Here is a 491-nt window from a genome sequence, read left to right as displayed (position 1 = left end):
TATGCAGAGACGCTGCACACGTCCGGCCAGGCACTGACTGGCACGACGCTGAAGGGAGGCGATACGGTCAATGGACTTGCCCCTGCATGACCGGACACGCGGTCACGCTTAGGTTGGAGAATTTGCCTGTTGGCGAAACTCGCGCGGCGAGCAGTATTTCAGGGCGCTGTGCGGATGCGACTCGTTGTAGTGATCGAACGCAATGGCCAGGTTCTGTAGCGCCGTTCGGGCGTCGGGCTTGGGCATCCACGAAACGTAATCGCGTTTCATCGTTTTGACGAAGCTCTCGGCCATCCCATTGCTCTGCGGACTTCTGACGGGTGTCGTGATCGGCCTCAGGCCGATTTCACGCGAGAACGTCATTGTCTCGTCGGCAATGTAGCAAGAACCGTTGTCGCTCAGCCACTCGATTTCGCTGTCAGCCTTCAACGCACCAGCGAAGCGGTTTTCGACCGCCTGAAGCATCACGTCGCGCACCATGTCACCGGTGT

1 protein-coding gene is annotated in these 491 nt (G+C 58.9%); it reads right to left on the bottom strand.

Features of this window, described 5'->3' with window-relative positions:
* Positions 1–108: 108 nt before the first annotated feature.
* Positions 109–491, bottom strand: a 383-nt coding sequence (locus FQ746_RS30400; RefSeq protein WP_144113524.1) for an integrase core domain-containing protein, incomplete at its 5' end; no start/stop codon positions are given.

It is taken from the genome of Paraburkholderia sp. BCC1886, assembly GCF_900996245.1.
Lineage (GTDB): Bacteria > Pseudomonadota > Gammaproteobacteria > Burkholderiales > Burkholderiaceae > Paraburkholderia.
This window is presented reverse-complemented; position numbering and strand designations above follow the sequence as displayed.